This window comes from Mesorhizobium sp. B2-4-13, assembly GCF_006658535.1.
In the GTDB taxonomy this organism is placed as follows: Bacteria; Pseudomonadota; Alphaproteobacteria; order Rhizobiales; family Rhizobiaceae; genus Mesorhizobium; species Mesorhizobium australicum.
The window spans coordinates 127,824-143,690 of record NZ_VFVB01000012.1 but is presented as its reverse complement, the minus strand read 5'-3'; the positions used below and the strand labels follow the sequence as shown (position 1 = coordinate 143,690).

Annotated in this window: 21 protein-coding genes and 1 pseudogene; 7 read left to right on the top strand and 15 right to left on the bottom strand. The window is 61.9% G+C overall.

All coding sequences use genetic code 11. From position 1 onward, the window contains the following. Positions 1–30: 30 nt before the first annotated feature. The 3 genes from FJ936_RS26810 (at position 31) to FJ936_RS26800 (ending at position 1,856) form a co-directional block, all read left to right on the top strand. Positions 31–642: a glutathione S-transferase gene (locus FJ936_RS26810; protein WP_140664545.1), complete on the top strand. Its 612-nt coding sequence runs from the start codon at positions 31–33 to the stop codon at positions 640–642. Beyond that, positions 582–1,256 carry a uracil-DNA glycosylase family protein gene (locus FJ936_RS26805; RefSeq protein WP_140720426.1) on the top strand — a complete coding sequence of 225 codons (675 nt, stop codon included), beginning with the start codon at positions 582–584 and terminating at the stop codon, positions 1,254–1,256. Before FJ936_RS26810 ends, FJ936_RS26805 begins: the two co-directional genes overlap by 61 nt. 108 nt (positions 1,257–1,364) lie before the next feature. Then, positions 1,365–1,856, top strand: a complete 492-nt coding sequence (locus FJ936_RS26800) for an Lrp/AsnC family transcriptional regulator (RefSeq protein WP_015317849.1) — start codon at positions 1,365–1,367, stop codon at positions 1,854–1,856. 9 nt (positions 1,857–1,865) lie between these two features. Here the strand turns inward: FJ936_RS26800 and FJ936_RS26795 are convergent, their stop codons facing one another. The 12 genes and pseudogenes from FJ936_RS26795 to moaA all read right to left on the bottom strand — a co-directional run bounded on the left by FJ936_RS26795 (position 1,866) and on the right by moaA (position 11,096). Continuing rightward, positions 1,866–2,429, bottom strand: coding sequence for a DUF3299 domain-containing protein (locus FJ936_RS26795; protein ID WP_140790825.1), 564 nt, complete (start codon positions 2,427–2,429; stop codon positions 1,866–1,868). A gap of 103 nt (positions 2,430–2,532) precedes the next feature. Then, positions 2,533–3,235 (bottom strand): annotated as a pseudogene (locus tag FJ936_RS26790) (DNA alkylation repair protein). 5 nt (positions 3,236–3,240) lie between these two features. Continuing rightward, a complete protein-coding gene (locus FJ936_RS26785; protein ID WP_140664534.1) occupies positions 3,241–4,110 on the bottom strand; it encodes an NAD(P)-dependent oxidoreductase in 870 nt (289 codons plus the stop codon). A gap of 113 nt (positions 4,111–4,223) precedes the next feature. Next, complete coding sequence (locus tag FJ936_RS26780) at positions 4,224–5,048, bottom strand: ABC transporter permease (RefSeq protein ID WP_140790823.1); 825 nt, start codon at positions 5,046–5,048, stop codon at positions 4,224–4,226. After that, the gene (locus FJ936_RS26775; protein WP_015317854.1) at positions 5,045–5,761 is read right to left on the bottom strand and encodes an ABC transporter permease; all 717 of its coding nucleotides are present in this window, start codon (positions 5,759–5,761) and stop codon (positions 5,045–5,047) included. Before FJ936_RS26775 ends, FJ936_RS26780 begins: the two co-directional genes overlap by 4 nt. Before the next feature lie 72 nt (positions 5,762–5,833). Continuing rightward, positions 5,834–6,619, bottom strand: a complete 786-nt coding sequence (locus FJ936_RS26770; protein WP_015317855.1) for an ABC transporter substrate-binding protein — start codon at positions 6,617–6,619, stop codon at positions 5,834–5,836. 159 nt (positions 6,620–6,778) lie between these two features. Next, entirely contained in the window at positions 6,779–7,288 is a 510-nt protein-coding gene (gene mobB, locus FJ936_RS26765) for a molybdopterin-guanine dinucleotide biosynthesis protein B (protein WP_140619683.1), read from the bottom strand. Further along, entirely contained in the window at positions 7,285–7,911 is a 627-nt protein-coding gene (gene mobA, locus FJ936_RS26760; RefSeq protein WP_140790821.1) for a molybdenum cofactor guanylyltransferase MobA, read from the bottom strand. Before mobA ends, mobB begins: the two co-directional genes overlap by 4 nt. A 53-nt stretch (positions 7,912–7,964) precedes the next feature. Further along, entirely contained in the window at positions 7,965–8,885 is a 921-nt protein-coding gene (locus tag FJ936_RS26755) for a DMT family transporter (protein WP_140790900.1), read from the bottom strand. A gap of 178 nt (positions 8,886–9,063) precedes the next feature. Then, positions 9,064–9,423, bottom strand: a complete 360-nt coding sequence (locus FJ936_RS26750) for a hypothetical protein (protein ID WP_140790819.1) — start codon at positions 9,421–9,423, stop codon at positions 9,064–9,066. 136 nt (positions 9,424–9,559) lie between these two features. Then, positions 9,560–10,072, bottom strand: a complete 513-nt coding sequence (locus FJ936_RS26745; RefSeq protein WP_246680537.1) for a hypothetical protein — start codon at positions 10,070–10,072, stop codon at positions 9,560–9,562. Positions 10,073–10,100: 28 nt separating this feature from the next. Next, positions 10,101–11,096 carry a GTP 3',8-cyclase MoaA gene (gene moaA, locus FJ936_RS26740; RefSeq protein ID WP_140790817.1) on the bottom strand — a complete coding sequence of 332 codons (996 nt, stop codon included), beginning with the start codon at positions 11,094–11,096 and terminating at the stop codon, positions 10,101–10,103. A 193-nt stretch (positions 11,097–11,289) separates the two neighbouring features. Between moaA and FJ936_RS26735 the strand changes: the two genes are divergently transcribed. Beyond that, positions 11,290–11,643, top strand: a complete 354-nt coding sequence (locus FJ936_RS26735; protein WP_140790815.1) for a DUF971 domain-containing protein — start codon at positions 11,290–11,292, stop codon at positions 11,641–11,643. 65 nt (positions 11,644–11,708) lie between these two features. Beyond that, complete coding sequence (locus tag FJ936_RS26730; protein WP_140790813.1) at positions 11,709–12,320, top strand: pyridoxamine 5'-phosphate oxidase family protein; 612 nt, start codon at positions 11,709–11,711, stop codon at positions 12,318–12,320. Between the two features lie 16 nt (positions 12,321–12,336). On the opposite strand, the gene FJ936_RS26725 is transcribed toward FJ936_RS26730, so the two are convergent. Beyond that, positions 12,337–12,789 carry a MarR family transcriptional regulator gene (locus tag FJ936_RS26725; protein ID WP_023773737.1) on the bottom strand — a complete coding sequence of 151 codons (453 nt, stop codon included), beginning with the start codon at positions 12,787–12,789 and terminating at the stop codon, positions 12,337–12,339. A gap of 47 nt (positions 12,790–12,836) precedes the next feature. Between FJ936_RS26725 and FJ936_RS26720 the strand changes: the two genes are divergently transcribed. Next, positions 12,837–13,748, top strand: a complete 912-nt coding sequence (locus FJ936_RS26720) for an alpha/beta fold hydrolase (RefSeq protein ID WP_140664520.1) — start codon at positions 12,837–12,839, stop codon at positions 13,746–13,748. 12 nt (positions 13,749–13,760) lie between these two features. Here FJ936_RS26720 and FJ936_RS26715 read toward each other — a convergent pair whose 3' ends face one another. Beyond that, on the bottom strand, positions 13,761–14,156 hold the full coding sequence (locus tag FJ936_RS26715) for a rhodanese-like domain-containing protein (protein ID WP_015317866.1): 396 nt from the start codon (positions 14,154–14,156) through the stop codon (positions 13,761–13,763). A 63-nt stretch (positions 14,157–14,219) separates the two neighbouring features. Continuing rightward, positions 14,220–14,834 carry a TetR/AcrR family transcriptional regulator gene (locus FJ936_RS26710; protein ID WP_140790811.1) on the bottom strand — a complete coding sequence of 205 codons (615 nt, stop codon included), beginning with the start codon at positions 14,832–14,834 and terminating at the stop codon, positions 14,220–14,222. A 100-nt stretch (positions 14,835–14,934) separates the two neighbouring features. On the opposite strand from FJ936_RS26710, the gene FJ936_RS26705 reads away from it, so the two are divergent. Then, on the top strand, positions 14,935–15,681 hold the full coding sequence (locus tag FJ936_RS26705; RefSeq protein ID WP_140619669.1) for a 3-oxoacyl-ACP reductase family protein: 747 nt from the start codon (positions 14,935–14,937) through the stop codon (positions 15,679–15,681). The last annotated feature ends 186 nt before the right edge of the window (positions 15,682–15,867 follow it).

The following is a 15,867-nucleotide window of genomic DNA, read 5'->3' as shown; positions in this document are numbered from 1 at the left end:
GTGTCTGGCGGAAGGAAGAGGAGGATCGAAATGAAGCTGTTCGACGGCGGCCGGGCACCCAACCCTCGGCGGGTTCGGGTTTTTCTCGCCGAGAAGGGGATCGCGGTTCCGTTGGTGCCCGTTGACATGGGCGCGCTGGAACACAAGCAGCAGCCAATAAGCTCGCGCAACCCGCTGCGGCGCCTGCCGGTGCTGGAACTCGATGATGGCACCATCCTCACCGAATCCGTCGCCATCTGCCGCTATTTCGAGGAACTCCATCCCGAGCCGGCATTGTTCGGAAACGGCGCGCTTGGCAAGGCGCAGGTCGAGATGTGGCAGAGGCGAATGGAATTCAACCTGCTCAGCAGCGTCACGCAGGCTTTCCGCCATGTCCATCCCGCCATGAAGGAATGGGAAATTCCGCAGGTCCCCGAATGGGGTGAGGCCAACAAGCCGAAGGCGGTGGAGTTTCTCATGCTGCTCGATGCTGAACTCGGCAGCCGTGAATTCGTCGCCGGCGACAGCTATTCCATTGCCGACATCACAGGGCTGATCGCAATCGACTTCATGAAGCCGGCACGCATCAAGGTGCCAGAGGAATGCACCAATGTGTCGCGTTGGCATCAGGCAATCTCCAGCCGGCCGAGTGCCGCTGCTTGAGCGTGGAACTGGACAGCTTCGCCACGACGGTCCGCGCTTGCCGCATCTGCGCGGACAATCCCATCGGCAAGCCGCTGCCGCATGAGCCGCGTCCGGTGCTACGACCCTCTTCCAGCGCCCGCATCCTGATCGCCAGCCAAGCACCCGGAACCAAGGTGCATCTGTCGGGCATGCCCTTCACCGATGCTTCGGGCGACCGTTTGCGGACTTGGCTTGATGTGACAAGCGACGAATTCTACGACATCGAGAAATTTGCCATCGTGCCGATGGGCTTCTGCTTTCCGGGACAGGACGCCAAGGGCGGCGACCTGCCGCCGAGGCGCGAATGCGCCCCGGCCTGGCGGGCGCCCTTGATGGCGCTGATGCCGAGGATCGACCTGGTGCTGACGATCGGCATCTACGCGCAGACCTGGCATATGGGCGCGGCGCGGCGCGCCTCGCTGACGGAAACGGTGATGGACTGGCGCGCCATCTGGGAGAATTCCGTCGGCCCCAAAGTGCTGCCGCTGCCACATCCATCCTGGCGCAACACAGGCTGGTTGAAGCAGAATCCGTGGTTTGAAATGGATTTGCTGCCTTTCCTGCGCTCGGAAATCCGCTATCGCCTCGGTTAGGCATTGAGCAAGAAAACACTCGCTTTCGACGCAAGCGGCAGAATTTTTTTCTTGTGAATGGCCCAAATAAAAGGGAATATAGCGAAACTATTCCACCAGGAGCCTCCGATGGATCGCCTCGACCGAAAAATTCTCCGCCTGCTGCAGGAGGACGCGACGCTCGCGGTCGCCGACGTCGCCAAGAAAGTCGGCCTCTCGACCACGCCGTGCTGGCGACGCATCCAGAAGCTGGAGGAGGAGGGCGTCATCAAACGGCGCGTCGCCATTCTCGACCACGAGAAGGTCAATGTGCGGGTCACCGTCTTCGTGTCGATCCGCACCAATTCGCATAGTCATGAATGGCTGCGCCGGTTTTCCGAGGTTATCCAGGAATTTCCCGAGGTGGTCGAATTCTATCGCATGAGTGGCGACGTCGATTACCTATTGCGCGTCGTGGTGCCCGACATCGCCGCCTACGACGCCTTCTACAAACGGCTGATCGCCAAGATCGAGATCCGGGACGTGTCGTCGTCCTTCGCCATGGAGCAGATCAAGTACACGACGGAAATCCCGCTCGACTATATGCTGCTGGACAAGGAGTCGGGCGCGAACGCGGCCTGAGCCCGCCGTTCAATTCTTCTTCTTGTTGAGGAAGCTCCAGGGCGAGTTCACCGGCAACACAACGGAGTCCGGAACCGTGTCGACGCCCACGACATCTGCCTTGCGCACGGTGTAGCCGGACTGGATGACGCTGACGCCGTCGAGAATGAACAGTTGGCTCTTCTCCATGTCCGGCTTCAGGGTGCCGGTGACGGCAACCGGTTGGTAGGCCTCGGACATCTTGTAGGGACGGGCTGGTGTGACCAGCACGATCTGGTTGGGCGGAGGCGTCGGCATGTGGCTGCACGCGCCCGTCCATGGCACCAGCAGGAACTGATAAACGAGATCTCCGTCACGATCGACCGGCAATGCATAGCCGGCTAATTGTATGGTCTTGTCGTGCAGGGCGACTGAGAGTGTCTCGCCATGATCCGGCAGTTTCGCCGCGATCATCGGCAAGCCGGCGTCTTCGGCGATGGCCTGCGTCGCCGGGCGCAGATCCTTCCAGAAGATGTGCGTGGTCTCGGCCGAAGCGCCCGCGGTGGAGAGTGCAAGCGCGGCCGCAAGCGCCAGGATCGCTTTGAAATGGTTCATGGTCGCATCCTTTGCGGGCGAGTAAAGACGCCGCTGTCGGTGGCGTCAATGCCCGAGCCGCGTCACATGTCGGCGAGAACCGGCTGCGGCAATCCCCGCCTTGTCAGGTCTTTCTGGTGGCGAGACGTTCGTGGGTTTTGGCATGCGAGAGTTCTTTCACCGCATCCTTGCCGATCCAGCGCGCCGTCCTGTTCGCGGAGTTGGCAAGTTCCTGCGCCAGGGTAAGGGCAGGGCCATGCAAACCCACCGACCGTTTGCCGATTTGCCGCAGCGCCCAGTTGACCGCTTTCCTGACGAAATTGCGCTCGTCGCGGGAATGAGCCTCGACTAGCGGCAGGTAGGACAGAAACGTCGCGTCCGGCTCCTTTTTCAAATGCACTGACGCCCATGCCAGCATCGCGAAGGCCGTGCGGCGAACGAATTCGCGCTCGTCGGCGGCAAACTCCTCGACCAGCTGGCGCCAGAACAGCGTATCCACGAACAGATCCGAGACGGTGTCGACGATCTCCCAGGAATCGAAATCGCCGGCCCAGCGGCGGCACTCTCCGATGGTGATCTTTTTCGGCTCGCCGGTGAAGGCCGCCATCAGCCGTGCTTCGCGAACGCCGCTGTCCCACAGCGCCAGGGATCGCTCATGGTTGCGTTTCAGCTTGCGCGCCAAAGGCCGCAAATCCGCATTGGCGACAGAGCGCGGTCGCGGTGTTGATACCGAACCGCCCCATGCCGGCGCGGACTTCCTCGGTTCCGATCGAATGCAGATGAGCGACGATGTCCTGCGCGGTCCAGCCTGGAACGGGCAGGGACACTGCGCCTACTTCTCCAGCCGCGCCAGCAGCGAGGACGTGTCCCAGCGCTTGCCGCCCATCGCCTGCACGTCCTTGTAGAACTGGTCGACCAGCGCGGTCACCGGCAGCCTGGCGCCATTGCGATCGGCCTCTTCAAGGCAGATGCCGAGATCCTTGCGCATCCAGTCGACGGCGAAACCGAAGTCATATTTGCCGGCATTCATGGTCTTGTGCCGGTTTTCCATCTGCCAGGAACCGGCCGCGCCCTTGGAAATCACCTCGATGACCTTCTCAATGTCGAGACCTGCCTTCTTGCCGAAATGGATGCCTTCCGAAAGCCCCTGCACCAGCCCGGCGATACAGATCTGGTTGATCATCTTGGTGAGCTGCCCGGCGCCCGCCGATCCCATCAGTCCAACCATGCGGGCAAAAGCGTCGATAACTGGCCTGGCCCTGTCGAAGGCGGCCTCATCGCCGCCGACCATCACGGTCAGCACGCCGTTCTCGGCGCCGGCCTGGCCACCGGAGACGGGCGCGTCGAGAAATGAGAAGCCGCCCGATTGCGCGGCTTCGGCCAGTTCGCGCGCGACTTCAGCCGAAGCCGTGGTGTTGTCGATGAAGACCGAGCCTTTCTTCATCGCCTTGAAGGCGCCCGCGGGGCCTGTAGTCACCGAGCGCAAGTCGTCATCGTTGCCGACGCAGGAAAAAACGAAATCCTTGCCCTCGGCGGCCTGGGCCGGCGTCGCGGCAAAGCCGCCGCCATGTTGGGCGACCCACTGCTCAGCTTTGGCTTGGGTGCGGTTGTAGACGGTCACGTCGTGGCCACCCTTGTTCTTCAGGTGTCCGGCCATGGGATAGCCCATGACGCCAAGACCGAGAAATGCCACCGATGCCATGCCTTGTCCTTCCGACGGAAAAGAGATTTCAGCTGCGGAAGCTCTAGGCCATGCGACGAATTCGTCAAGGCGCGCGCTGCGGCATCGACTGGCACAGGCCGATCCGGAGCGGCTCAGCGATTGAGGTGGATCGTAATCCTGCGCTCGATCCATTCGACGCCATGGCGCAGGATTTCGACCATCACCAGATAGACGATGGCGACCCAGACATAGGCCTGGAAATCGAAGGATTTGGCGTAGGCAAGCTTCGCATTGCCCATCAGGTCATAGACCGTGATGATGGCGACGATGGCCGAGGCCTTGATCATCAGAACCAGTTCATTGCCGTAGGGCCGCAAGGCCACGATGAACGCCTGCGGCAGGATGACCTTGCGCAGCGTCTGCAGCTTGTGCAGGCCGAGCGAGGCAGCACCTTCCCATTGGCCCCTGGGAACACTCTCGATGGCGCCGCGGAGGATTTCGGCCTGGTAGGCCGCGGTGTTGAGCGCAAAGGCGAACACCCCGCAGTTGAAGGCCTCGCGGAAGAACCACCACAGCCCGATGGACTCGAGCTGCAGCCGGAAAGAACCCAAGCCATAGTAAACGAGGTAGACTTGGACGAGCAGCGGTGTGCCTCGAAAGAAATAGACATAGCAATAGGCAAGGCCAGACAAGAACCGGTTCTTCGACATGCGGCCATAGGTGACGGGCAGCGAAAAGATCGCGCCGGCCACCATCGAGATCGCCACGAGCGACAGCGTGGTCCACAGTCCCTGCAGATAGGCGGGTGCATATCTGGCAAAGAACTCGCCATTCCAGGCGTAGGCGAGATAGGCGAGGATACCGAGGCCGAAGAGGATCCAGAGGCCGACGAGTGCGTAACCGACGATGCGGGTGCGCGGCCAGCCGCGTGCCCGCGGCGGCGGGCGGTCGACCGAGATCGCTTCCGTGACGCTCATCGTGCCTCCCTCCGCCCCAGCGAGCGCAAGATGAACCCGGTTGCGATCGAGGACAGGATCGCCAGGACGAGGAAAACCAGTGCGGCGACGCTGTAGAACAGGAAGGAATGCTTGGTGACACGTGCCGCCACGCCGGCATTGCGCAGGGTTTCAGCGAGGTTGACGACCGAGACGAGGGCGGTGTCCTTGAGCAGGCTCAGCCAGCAATTCTCAAGGCCGGGAAAGGCGATGCGCAGCAGCTGCGGCAGGATCACCTTGCGCATGGTAAGCCATTTCGACAGGCCGATTGCATAGCCGCCTTCATACTGGCCCTTCGGAATGGCGCGAAAGGCGGAGAGGAATACCTCGCTGGCGTAGGAAGAAAAGATCAGCGACAGCACGATCATGCCGGCGATGAAGCTGTCGACATCGATCGTTGCCTCGGGCTTGAAGAGGCGGATGACGTATTGCAGCAAGATGGGCATGCCGAAGAAGAACAGGAACAGCGTCACCAATTCCGGCAGGCCGCGAAACATGGTGGTGTAGATGTTGGCGGCCAGCCGCAGCGACGGTTCTTCGGACTGCTTGGCCCAGGCTACGAAAAAGCCGATCGTCAGGCCGATCGGCAGCGTTGCAAGCGCGAGCGCGATGGTGACCAACGCACCATAGGCAATATCGTCACTCCAGCCCTCCGGTCCCCAACTGAGCAGTGTCCATATGCTTTGGACTGGCATTGACTGGCCTTACCCCACGGCTCCCGAGATGAACAAGGCGGCAGGGAAACCCCGCCGCCTTGGCAATGATGATCAGGACTCGGCGCCGTAGACGTCGAACTTGAAGTACTTGTCGTTGATCTCCTTATATTTTCCGTTGGCGCGGATGGCGTCGATGGCGGAATTCAGCTTGTTGACCAGGTCGGTATCGCCCTTTCGAACGGCGATGCCGGCGCCAGGTCCGAAAATTTCGACAGGTTGCGGCGAGGGCTGGCCGAGAATCTTGCAGCAGGCGCCTTCAGGCGAATCCAGAAACTGCTGCAGCACGACAATATCGTCCTCGATGGCGTCGAGACGGCCATTGGCGAGGTCAGCCTGTTCCTCGGGGCTGCTCGGATAGCCCTTAATGGTGCTGTCCGTGTAGGTCTTCGAGGCATAGTTGAAATGGGTGGTGGTGGTGGCGACGCCGATATTCTTTCCGGCGAGGTCTTCCTTGGTCACTCCCTTGAGCGGCGAATCTTTCGGCACGGCGATCGCCGACGGGGTGTTGTAGTATTTGTGCGAGAAGTCGACCTTCTGCTGCCTCTCCGGCGTGATCGACATCGAGGCCACGATGGCGTCGAACTTGCCGGCCTGAAGTGCGGGGATGATGCCGTCCCAATCCTGGGCGACGAAGGTGCACTTGACCTTCATCTCATCGCAAAGTGCCTTGGCGATGTCGATGTCGAAGCCGACAAGCTGGCCATCGGCGGTGAGGTTGTTGAAGGGGGGGTAGGCGCCTTCGGTGCCGATCCGCAGGGTCTTCTCCTGGGCCTGGGCTACGCCGAGCGTCAGCAGCGCAGCCGATGCGGCGAGCGCGATACGCAGTGCAATACGCATGATAGTCCTCTCTTTATGGTCCCGGCCGTCGTTCCGAAACGGCTCTGTGGGGCGGTGCTTTTTGACCGCCCGCTAGGCCGATACTCCCACTCTTTCCAAGAAAAAAGCAACCGCAAAACCGCCGAAATCGGTAATGGGCTTCTACCGTTACGTTACTTCTCAAGCAACGAGGCCGGTCGTACGCTCGATGAAGTCGGCTATGGATTTTGCGTCATCGAGGTCGAACACCGGCAGGCTCTGGTCGGCGATGGCGAAATCCGCGGCGACGGCGACAATATTGGGATCATCCACCGCAAGCGGCGTCCGGTCCTTCGCTTCCAGCCGCCTCGTTTCGATCTTACGGTGGGATTCGCGCTTGTAGCCTTCGACCAGCACGATGTCGCAGGGGGCGAGCCGCGACAGGATGGCGTCCAGCGGCGGCTCCTGCTCGCCACGCAATTCGTGCATCAGCGCCCAGCGACTGCCCGATACGATCGCAACCTCGGTAGCGCCCGCCTGCCGGTGGCGGAAGCTGTCGGCGCCGGGCTTGTCGATGTCGAAATGATGATGAGCATGTTTGACCGTCGAGACTTTCCAGCCGCGCCGCACAAGCTCCGCGACCAGCCTTTCCGTCAGTGTGGTCTTGCCGGAGTTTTTCCAGCCGGTGATGCCGAAGATGCGTCTGTTCATGGCGACATGCTCTGCAACAGCTGTTCAGCCTGGGCAAGATCGTCCGGCACATTGATGTTGAAGAAAGGATCGATTCCGGCGGATTGCGGGACAGGGAATTCCACGTCGACATGGCCGTGTTGTTCGATAAAGGTCGAAACGCGCCTGTTGTCCTCATCGACCAGGAAATGCCGCAAGGCTTCGCGGCATCCGGTTGGCCACAGCGCGAAGGTCGGATGCCGCCGGCCCGCCGAAGAGGCGACGGCGATCGAACCGGGGTGTTGATGCGCCGCCGCCGCAAGACGATCAACGAGATCCGGCGGCAGGAAAGGCGTGTCGCCGGCCGCTGTGACGATCGCCCTGCAAGGCGTGCCGGCGGCGGCCCATTCCAGGCCGGTCAGGATTCCGGCAAGCGGCCCGGCAAAGCCTTCGATGGTATCGGCAAGCACCGGCAGCCCGAACCGGGCGAACCGCGCCGGATCGCCATTGGCGCTGAGCGCCAGGGTCTCGAGCTGCGGGCCAAATCGCGACAGCACCTGGTCGAGCACGCAGCCGCCGCCCAGCGGCAACAACGCCTTGTCGCCACCGCCCATCCGCCTCGACTGGCCACCTGCCAGGATGAGCCCAGCAATATCCCGCTTCATGCTATCCAGCCTGTACGCCAGCCGCGGAAATCGCAAGCGGCTTCAAGGGGGTGCTAGAGTCCTTCCGGCGCCATGGCCGGGCCGGTGCTTTCGGCGACGATCTTTCGCCGGCCGACCATCCGCTCGCGATAAAGCGTATAGAGACCCGAGCCAACAACTATTGCCGCGCCGCCAATCATCGGCACGTCCGGTATGTCACCGAAAATAATCAAGCCAAGCAGTATCGACCAGAGGAGCGCCGTGTAGCGGAACGGGGCGATGAAGGAGATCTCACCCGATCGCATCGCCATGATGATGAATTGGTAGCCGATGAGCACCAGCACCGCGGCCAGCGCCAGCAGCGCCGTGCTTTTGCCGGTCATCGGTGTCCAGCCACCCATCGGCGTCAACAAAAACGCACCGACTACGGTCATGGCCAGCGCGGTGGCGGTCGAGACCAGCATCGTCGGGATGGCCTGGGGGATGCGCTTGGTGGCAAGGTCCCGCACCGTGCAGCAGGCGACGGATGCCAGCGCCACCAGCGAGTAAATGCTGAAGCCCTCGAAACCCGGCCGCACGATGATGATGACCCCGGCAAACCCGATGGCGATCGCCAGCCAGCGCCGCCAGCCGACCGCTTCACCGAAAAACAGCGCCGCGCCCATCGTCACCGCCAGCGGCAGCGCTTGCAGAACGGCCGAAACGCTGCCGATCGGCAAATGGGCGAGCGCGACCAGGAAGGACACCGTAGCGCCCGCCTCGCCCAGGACACGGACCGCCACCAGCGGCTGCAGCATCAGGCGCGGCTGAAAAAGTGCGCCACGTTGCCAACCCAGCAGACCGACGAACAGCGAGGCGAACGCCCCTCTGATCAACATGACCTGCGCCATATTCATCGACTCCGAAGAGTATTTGGTGATGGCGTCGTTGAGCGTGAAGCCAACCATCGCTACCACCATGAACAACGCGCCGCGAAGATTTGGGGAAAGGGGCAAGACATCTACCGGTTGCTTTGGCAAGCAAGGCTGTAACAGCCCGCCACGAGACAGCAACGGCAAAGGGCTGGGCCAGGACCCGATATCCATCTTCGCCGGCGTGAAACCATCCCGGACGAGGTATGAATTCTGTCGGAAGGCGGCAACGCCTCCCGACACGGTGCGGACGAGGGATTGCCTACTTCTTGGGTGACAGCACCTCGGTGCCGTTCCCCTCCTTGCCGGCGATGGTCCACAGACCATGCAGCGACCCGTCATCCTCGACCTTGTAGACGACGAGGCCGATATCCTTGCCCATTTCGTAGCCAGCGGAGAATGCGTTGTCGTTGCGCATGCAGATGCCGTCGGAAGAAGAACCGCCGGTCTCCCAGTGGATCGTGCAGGTGGTGCCGCTGGTCAGCGTGATGGTGGCTTCGCCGCCATAGGACGAACCATCGAAATTGGTGCCGGCAACGGTGTAAGTGCCGCCGATCGACTGGGCAGCCGCCGGCAGGGCAGCCAAGCTGAGCAAGGCGAAAGCGAGAAGAAGTTTGCGCATGATGTAATCCCCCGAAAATGCGATGAATCGCTACGGAACGGAGGGTAGGCGGGAAACCATGACCAGTAAATCAGACCGACATTTGCCGACAGAGATTTGTTTGCGGTGTGGCTAAAATACTCTTGGCTCGAACGGTTCATGGCCCCTTGAGGCTGCCAGCGATGGCGCCGACCAGCGGGTCATATTTCGATTTCAGCGCCGGCGGATAGTCGATCCAGATCGTGCGGATGACGCCATCCCCGCCAAACAGCCGCCGCTCGTAAAAAATCTTTCCGTCCTTCACGCCCGACAGGACCGCCCGATCCTTGCCGGCCTTGCCGTAGGTGACCTTGTAGCCAGGCTCCTTGCTCGCCTTTTCGCCGACGACAAAGTCTTTCGGCGTCTCATGGTCAATGTTGAGTATGCCGGAGCATGTCAGGCTGGCGCCGTCCGCGCTCAGCCATACCTGACCGTCGCCATTCTCAGGGTCGGGCTGGCGATCGGTGAAGATATCGTTGGGGAAGGTGCAAACGGTGCCGAAGCGCTCGTTCACGTAGGTTGATTGCGCTGCAAATGCGGTATTCGCCGAGACCGCGGCAAGAGACGCGGGAAGAGATATGACGATTGAGTAGAGCCGTCGCATGCCTTGCCCCGAAGCCGATGATTGCATGGCATTCTCGCACGGACAGGCGACAAGGTCAGCCGCCCGTGACACTCATATGCCGAGACACCGACGGACGGCTGGTGCGGCGGTCGATGATGAAGTCATGGCCCTTCGGCTTGCGGCCGATGGCTTCATCTATAGCGTCGGCAACCAGTTCATTGCCTTCCGACGCGCGCAACGGAGCGCGCAGGTCGGCCGCGTCTTCCTGGCCAAGGCACATATAGAGCGTGCCCGTGCAAGTCAGCCTGACCCGGTTGCAGCTTTCGCAGAAATTATGCGTCATCGGCGTGATGAAGCCGAGTTTTCCGCCGGTCTCGGCGACTTGGACATAGCGGGCCGGGCCACCGGTCTTGAAGGGGATGTCGGTCAGCGTGAACTGGCGCTCGAGTGATGCGCGCAGCAGCGACAGCGGCAAGTACTGGTCGGTGCGATCGGCGTCGATTTCGCCCATCGGCATGGTTTCGATGACGGTCAGGTCCATGCCGCGGCTATGCGCCCAGCGCATCATTTCGGGCAGTTCGGCGTCGTTGAAATCCTTCAGCGCCACCGCGTTGAGCTTGACTTTCAATCCAGCCGCCTGGGCAGCGTCGATGCCGGCCATGACCTTGCCGAGATGACCCCAGCGGGTGATGGCGTGGAACTTGTCGGCATCAAGCGTGTCGAGCGAAACATTGATGCGCTTGACGCCGCAATCGGCGAGCTCGGCGGCGAAGCGCGAAAGCTGCGAACCGTTGGTGGTCAGCGTCAGTTCTTCCAGTGCGCCGCTGTCAAGGTGCCGGGAAAGCTGGCGCACCAGATGCATGATGTTCTTGCGCACCAGCGGCTCACCGCCGGTGAGGCGCAACCGTTTGACACCCTTTTCAATGAACACGGTGCAGAGCCGGTCGAGTTCTTCCAGCGACAGCAGGTCTTTCTTGGGCAGGAAGGCCATATCCTCGGCCATGCAATAGGTGCAGCGGAAATCGCAGCGGTCGGTGACCGACACTCTAAGATAGCTGATCGTGCGACCGAAGGGGTCGATCATGTTCATGTTCGAGCGTTTCCGTGGCCGTTAACGGCGCCGTTATATACAGCTATGTGATACGATCCAGCCAGCCATTCAAGATAGCCGACCTCGATCTTTGGTAACATTCCGCGACCGACATTGCGTGTCGGCACGATCCCATACCTTTTCGCTTGGCGCGAAGCAGCGTAGGGAAGGGCAAATTCAGGCAGGATCGATCATGACGGCTCCGAAAGAACTGAGGGTCTCCAAGGACCGCAAGCTGCTCACCGTGACCTTTCCCGGCCACCAGCCGTTCGAGTTGCCGGCCGAGCTGCTGCGCGTCGCCTCACCGTCGGCGGAAGTGCAGGGCCATTCGCCCGAACAGCGGGTGACGGTTCCCGGCAAACGCGATGTGGCCATCCTGAAGATCGAGCCGGTCGGCAACTATGCGGTGCGAATCACCTTCGACGACTTCCATGACACCGGCATCTTCACCTGGAATTACCTGCACACGCTCGGCCATGAGAAGGATGCGCGCTGGAATGCCTATCTCGCGGAACTCGCCGAGAAGGGCCAGAGCCGCGATCGTTAGCCGCCATTGCGTCGTCAAAACGTCACCGATCGGGAGTAGGGCGGCGGAACGGGAGACGGAAAAAAATGTCGGTCATCACCACAGTCGAACAACTCGAAGCCCTTTACGGATTGCCGGGCGAGGCCTCGGTGGTCAAGGAACTCGACCATGTCATTCCCGAATACGCCGCCTTTATCGAAGCCTCGCCCTTTGTCGCGCTAGCCACCAATGGCCCGGAGGGGCTGGATTGTTCGCCGCGCGGCGATCTCGCGGGCTTCGTGCGCATCGTCGATGTGAAAACGCTGATGATGCCGGACCGGCGCGGCAACAACCGTGCCGATTCGCTGAAGAACATCATCAGGGATCCGTGCGTCGGCCTTTTGTTCCTGGTGCCGGGCTCCGGCACGACGCTGCGCATCAACGGCCGGGCCCATATCACCACGGACCCAGCGTTGTGCGCGTCGTTCATGGTCGACGGCAAGCCTGCGCGTTCGGTCACCGTGATCGATGTCGATTCGGTCTATTTCCAGTGCGCTCGCGCCATCGTGCGGTCGGAACTGTGGAACCCTGCCAAGCATGTCGACCCGAAGTCGCTGCCGACACCCGGAAGGATTTTGGAAATCACCAGCCGCAAGAATATCGACGGCGAAACCTACGACAGGGAGTGGCCGGAGCGGGCGAAGAAGTCGATGTGGTGATCGCCTGAAAGGGCGATCACGCCTCGTTCAGCACGTCATAGATCTTGCGCATCTGCTCGCCGATCATGTCGCATTGTTCCGGCGTCGACTGGCTCATTGCCTTCTCGATCAGCGCCATATGCACTTTCAGCGCCCGCATCAGCAGCGCCTCGCCGGTTTCGGTCAGCGTAAGCCGCAAGATGCGCTTGTCCTTCTCATCGCCTTCGCGCCGCAGCAGGCCACGCGTCTCCAACTGCGGCAACAGCATGGTGATGTTGGAGCGGCCGACGAGCAGCTTGCGGGCGAGGTCGTGCTGCGACATGCCCGGATGGCGGTAGAGGTTCATCAGCACGTCGAGCTGCGCCGGCTTCAGGTCGAGCGGCGCAAGTTTCACCGCCAGCGTGCGCTCCAGCACATGGCAGGCGCGCGCCACCGCGACCCAGTTGCGAAAACGCGGGTTGTCCCAGGGTAGCTCTTGTTTATTGTTCATCTTTGAACTATTATGTTCATGCTTGAACGTATGGATGGATTTTGACTATGGCATCATTCGGGCTGAAGGTCATCCGAGGTGTGTTTGGTGCGGCCGAACATGTCGCGCCGCGCATCACCGGGCGCGCGGCTTTCGAATTGTTCTGCCGTACGCCAAGCACCAGGACACTGACCGACGGCGAGCGGCGCGCCATCGACCGCGCCGCGGAGTTCATGGCCGAGGCGCGGCATCACCGGCTGAAGACCGCGACCGGCTGCGTCATGGTTCATGAATTCCGCCCCGAGCCGGGCCGCGAGTCCGCCGGCACCGTCCTCGTCATCCATGGCTGGCGCTCGCGTACCGAATATATGCGCGTGCTGATCGAAGGTTTTCGCGCCGCCGGCTACAAGGTCGTCTCGCTCGATCTTCCCGGTCATGGCCATTCGCAGGGCAGGCACCTGAACATGGTCAATGCCGTCGAAGCCGCAAGAGTGGCCGGCGAATGGTTTGGGCCGTTCGTGGCTGCCGTCGGCCATTCCTTCGGAGGTGCCGTTGCCGCCAATGCCATCGCCGGCTCCGTCAAGGACATCCCGCCGCTGTCGGCCGCACGTCTTGTGCTGATCGCGGCACCAAGCTCGCTGCCGGCAATCTTCGCCGACTTCAGCCGCATGCTCAATGTCGGTCCCCGCTCGCAGGTCGCCATGGCTGACCGCGTCGAATATCTCTCCGGCCGGCCGTTGCACGAATTCACCGGTGACCGGCAGCTCGCCCAGGCGCCCGTGCCGACGTTGGTCATCCACGCGCCCGACGACCGGGAGGTGCCGGCTGCACATGCACGACGCTATGCCGGCGCCGGCGACCATGTACGGCTGCACTGGGCCGACGGGCTCGGCCATCGCCGCATTCTAGCCGACAAGGGCGTGGTTGAACGCGCCGTCGGCTTCGTGACCATGCAGCAGAACCCGTCGCTGCTCCACTGAGCGGCACTCAGGCTATTTCTTCTTGTCTCCGGGCTCTACAGGCAGTCCGGCAGCCTTCCAGGCCGTGTAGCCGCCGAGGATGTGTTTGACCGGGGAAAGACCCATGTCCTGCGCCGTCTTGGTGGCCAGCGCTGAACGCCAGCCGCCGGCGCAGAAGAAGACGAAGCTTTTTCCGGAAGCGAAGAAGGGCTTGTGGTAGGGGCTTTCGGGATCGATCCAGAACTCCAGCATGCCACGCGTGACGTGCTTGGCGCCGGGAATTCTGCCGTCGCGTTCGATTTCACGAGGATCGCGCAGATCGACGAAGATGGTGTCTTCGTCCTCAAGCAGCCCTGCCGCTTCCTCGGGCGAAACCACTTCGATCTCGGCGTTGGCCTCATCCAGCAGTTCGCGATACCCTTTTTTCACGTGGTTCCCTCCGGCCGCAGGTTTGCTGGCAAGTCGGATTTCGAGCACAACGGATGGTGTTTGTCACGCCTCGACGGTGCCGGCCATGGTCTTCCAAGCGGCCATTGCCCCGGCTACCGTCGCCATCAGGGCGGCGCGGGAAGCGCCGTCACGCGCCTGAATCGACATGCCATGCTGGACCGTTGCGAAAAAGGTCGCGGCTGCAAGGCAATCGAAGTCGGCAGGCAATTCACCCTCGGCCACGCCGCGCTGCAGACGCTTCTTCAGCGCGGCTAGATTCTCGGCGCGCCGGCGCCGCAAATCCGCGCAGATCGCGCCCCGGCTCGAGTCTTCGTGCAGCGCACCCAGCGTAATCAGGCAGCCCTGCGGACGATCGCTTTGCGAATAGGCCTTCGCGGTCCGGCGCAAGAACCGCTCGATCGCAAGCCGCGCCGTTGGCGCCTCTTCCAGCGCGAGCCAGATGTCGGCGCCCTCAACGCGGGAATAGAGATCGGTCGCCTCGAGGAACAGGGCCTCCTTGCTGCCATAGGCGGCGTAGAGGCTCGGCGAATTTATGCCCATTGCCACGGCGAGATCGCTGATCGATGCGCCTTCATAGCCCTTGGCCCAAAACACGTCCATCGCGCGCCGCAAGGCCGCGGTTCGATCGAAGGTTCGTGGACGGCCTCTTTCCGACATGATGCTCTTTTCTGTGTTGATCGATACATAAATGAGTTGACGCGGCCAGGCAAGGCTGGCAGGTATTTATGTATCAATCGCTACATAAATGGAGAAACCGATGTCATCAGGAAATTTGAACGGCAAGGCAGCACTCGTCACCGGAGGCAGCCGCGGTATCGGCGCGGCCATTGCACGAAGGTTGGCGGCGGAGGGGGCCGATGTGGCGCTGACCTATGTGCATGGCGAGGAGCAGGCTCGGTCCGTCGTCGCCGAGATAGAGACCAAGGGCGGTCGCGCCATCGCCATTAAAGCCGACAACCGTGACGCCGAGGCCATAGACCAGGCGGTGGCCGATGCTGTGACTGCCTTCGGCCGGCTCGACATCCTGGTCAACAGTGCCGGCATCTGGCGCGCCGCGCCGATCGATGCGCTGTCGCTTGCCGATTTCGACGAAACCATGTCGATCAATCTGAGAGCGCCGTTCATCGCCTCGAAAGCGGCGGCAAGGCACATGGGCGAGGGCGGCAGGATCATCTCGATCGGCAGCAATCTGGCCGAGCGGGTCACCGACACCAGCCTGGGCGCCTACTCGGCCAGCAAGGCGGCGCTGGTCGGCCTGACCAAGGCATTGGCCCGCGACCTCGGGTCACGCGGCATCACCGCCAATGTCGTCCATCCCGGTTCGACCGACACCGACATGAACCCGGCCGACGGCCCGCATGCCGAGCATCAGCGCCAGAAGATGGCCACCCCGCGATTCGGCGAAGCTGACGATATCGCCGGCATGGTTGCCTGGCTCGCCGGACCGGAGGGCAGGTTCGTCACCGGAGCCGCGCTGACCATCGATGGAGGCGCAAACGCGTAAGCCACAGGGATTCCCGGGCCGGCGCGACAGTTCGGTCGCGCCGGCCGTCACGATGTTGTGAAACCGTTCTGCAACAGCCCTGCCGAAATTTATGAAAGCTTAACGAAATCGGTATGAATCGGTATAGTCGCGCCTTACATCCGCCATGCGGTGAGCGGGACGGTCTAGCGTGCGGAACGGGAACCG

What these genes read in the sequence shown, in the direction of transcription:
- FJ936_RS26725 (WP_023773737.1), bottom strand. Translation starts at nt 12,789, where the DNA reads ATGAACAATAAACAAGAGCTACCCTGGGACAACCCGCGTTTTCGCAAC.
- mobA (WP_140790821.1), bottom strand. Translation starts at nt 7,911, where the DNA reads ATGAAGCGGGATATTGCTGGGCTCATCCTGGCAGGTGGCCAGTCGAGG.
- FJ936_RS26800 (WP_015317849.1), top strand. Translation starts at nt 1,365, where the DNA reads ATGGATCGCCTCGACCGAAAAATTCTCCGCCTGCTGCAGGAGGACGCG.
- mobB (WP_140619683.1), bottom strand. Translation starts at nt 7,288, where the DNA reads ATGAACAGACGCATCTTCGGCATCACCGGCTGGAAAAACTCCGGCAAG.
- FJ936_RS26805 (WP_140720426.1), top strand. Translation starts at nt 582, where the DNA reads ATGCACCAATGTGTCGCGTTGGCATCAGGCAATCTCCAGCCGGCCGAG.
- FJ936_RS26735 (WP_140790815.1), top strand. Translation starts at nt 11,290, where the DNA reads ATGACGGCTCCGAAAGAACTGAGGGTCTCCAAGGACCGCAAGCTGCTC.
- FJ936_RS26810 (WP_140664545.1), top strand. Translation starts at nt 31, where the DNA reads ATGAAGCTGTTCGACGGCGGCCGGGCACCCAACCCTCGGCGGGTTCGG.
- FJ936_RS26770 (WP_015317855.1), bottom strand. Translation starts at nt 6,619, where the DNA reads ATGCGTATTGCACTGCGTATCGCGCTCGCCGCATCGGCTGCGCTGCTG.
- FJ936_RS26795 (WP_140790825.1), bottom strand. Translation starts at nt 2,429, where the DNA reads ATGAACCATTTCAAAGCGATCCTGGCGCTTGCGGCCGCGCTTGCACTC.
- FJ936_RS26780 (WP_140790823.1), bottom strand. Translation starts at nt 5,048, where the DNA reads ATGAGCGTCACGGAAGCGATCTCGGTCGACCGCCCGCCGCCGCGGGCA.
- FJ936_RS26705 (WP_140619669.1), top strand. Translation starts at nt 14,935, where the DNA reads ATGTCATCAGGAAATTTGAACGGCAAGGCAGCACTCGTCACCGGAGGC.
- FJ936_RS26720 (WP_140664520.1), top strand. Translation starts at nt 12,837, where the DNA reads ATGGCATCATTCGGGCTGAAGGTCATCCGAGGTGTGTTTGGTGCGGCC.
- moaA (WP_140790817.1), bottom strand. Translation starts at nt 11,096, where the DNA reads ATGAACATGATCGACCCCTTCGGTCGCACGATCAGCTATCTTAGAGTG.
- FJ936_RS26785 (WP_140664534.1), bottom strand. Translation starts at nt 4,110, where the DNA reads ATGGCATCGGTGGCATTTCTCGGTCTTGGCGTCATGGGCTATCCCATG.
- FJ936_RS26750 (WP_140790819.1), bottom strand. Translation starts at nt 9,423, where the DNA reads ATGCGCAAACTTCTTCTCGCTTTCGCCTTGCTCAGCTTGGCTGCCCTG.
- FJ936_RS26745 (WP_246680537.1), bottom strand. Translation starts at nt 10,072, where the DNA reads ATGCAATCATCGGCTTCGGGGCAAGGCATGCGACGGCTCTACTCAATC.
- FJ936_RS26710 (WP_140790811.1), bottom strand. Translation starts at nt 14,834, where the DNA reads ATGTCGGAAAGAGGCCGTCCACGAACCTTCGATCGAACCGCGGCCTTG.
- FJ936_RS26775 (WP_015317854.1), bottom strand. Translation starts at nt 5,761, where the DNA reads ATGCCAGTCCAAAGCATATGGACACTGCTCAGTTGGGGACCGGAGGGC.
- FJ936_RS26730 (WP_140790813.1), top strand. Translation starts at nt 11,709, where the DNA reads ATGTCGGTCATCACCACAGTCGAACAACTCGAAGCCCTTTACGGATTG.